Consider the following 1,141-nt stretch of genomic DNA (forward strand, 5'->3'; position numbering starts at 1 on the left):
TGCCCATCTCGACGATCTCGTTCGGGACCAAGGGCGGCGAGATCGAGATGGACGGGCAGCGCATCGCCGTCCCGGTCTCGACCGACCAGATGAAGATGGTCGCCAAGCTGTCCGGCGGGCAGTCCTACACCGCCACCAGCCTGGGTGAGCTCGAAAAGAGCTACAACGCCATCGAGAACGAGATCGGCTATCGCACCGTGCCGGGGCCGGGCAGCGCCGGCTGGCTGCGCCTCGGCGTGCTGACCGCCCTGATCGCGACGGCGCTGGCGCTGCTGATCAACCGGCGCCTGCCCAGCTGAGCGCTCAGGCGGGCAGCCTGCGGTTCAGCAGCAGACCGGCCAAGACGGCGCCGGCCATGACGAAGGCGCCGAGCAGCATCCAGGCCAGGCTCGCGTCGCCCTTCACGGTTTCGTAGCCGATCTGGCGCTGCAGCGTCGAGTACACGTTCTTCAGCGAGTCCAGGCTGTCGGCGTGGAACGACTGACCATCGGTGATCTCGCAGATCTTCTGCAGGGTCTGGTCGTCGACCGGGACCGGGATGGTGGCGCCCTCGTAGTCGACGGTGCCGTACGGGGTGCCGAACGAGATCGTCGAGATCTGCACGCCCTCGGCCTTGGCGGCGCGGGCCGCGGTGAACGCCCCCTGCGGCGCGTTGGGGTCCAGCGGCACGTTCTCGGCGCCGTCGGACTCCAGCACGATGCGGGCCGGTGGCGGTTTGTCGCCGCCGGCGACGGCCGTGGCGCTGATCGCATGCAGGGCGGTGAAGATCGCCTCGCCGGTGGCGGTGCTGTCGGCGAAATCCAGCTTCTTCAGCGCGTCGATGGTGGCCTGGTGCTGCGGGGTCGGCGGCACCAGCAGATAGGGCGTGCCGGCGAATCCGACCAGCCCGAGGTTGATGCCGGGCGTGAGCTGGCCGGCGAACTGCGTGGCGGCCTGTTCGGCGGCCTTGAGCCGGTTGGGCTCGACGTCGGTCGCCCGCATGGACTGCGACATGTCGATCACCAGCATGATGACGGCGCGGTTGCGCGGGATGCGCATGTCGTGGGTGGGGGTGGCCAGCGCGATGGTCAACAGCGCCAGGCACAGCAGCGACACCGCGATCGGGAGGTGCCGCCACGGCGATTGCGCCACGGGGGTGTCG

Annotated in this window: 1 protein-coding gene and 1 pseudogene; one reads left to right on the top strand and one right to left on the bottom strand. The window is 69.6% G+C overall.

Going from position 1 to position 1,141, the window contains the following annotated elements; translation table 11 throughout:
- Positions 1-299 (top strand): annotated as a pseudogene (locus tag A5708_RS01660) (hypothetical protein); the annotation flags it as partial.
- 4 nt (positions 300-303) lie between these two features.
- On the opposite strand, the gene A5708_RS01665 reads toward A5708_RS01660, so the two are convergent.
- A partial coding sequence (locus tag A5708_RS01665) for a VWA domain-containing protein (protein WP_065026966.1) occupies positions 304-1,141 on the bottom strand: 838 nt, incomplete at its 5' end.

Source organism: Mycobacterium colombiense, from assembly GCF_001672755.1.
GTDB lineage: Bacteria > Actinomycetota > Actinomycetes > Mycobacteriales > Mycobacteriaceae > Mycobacterium > Mycobacterium colombiense_C.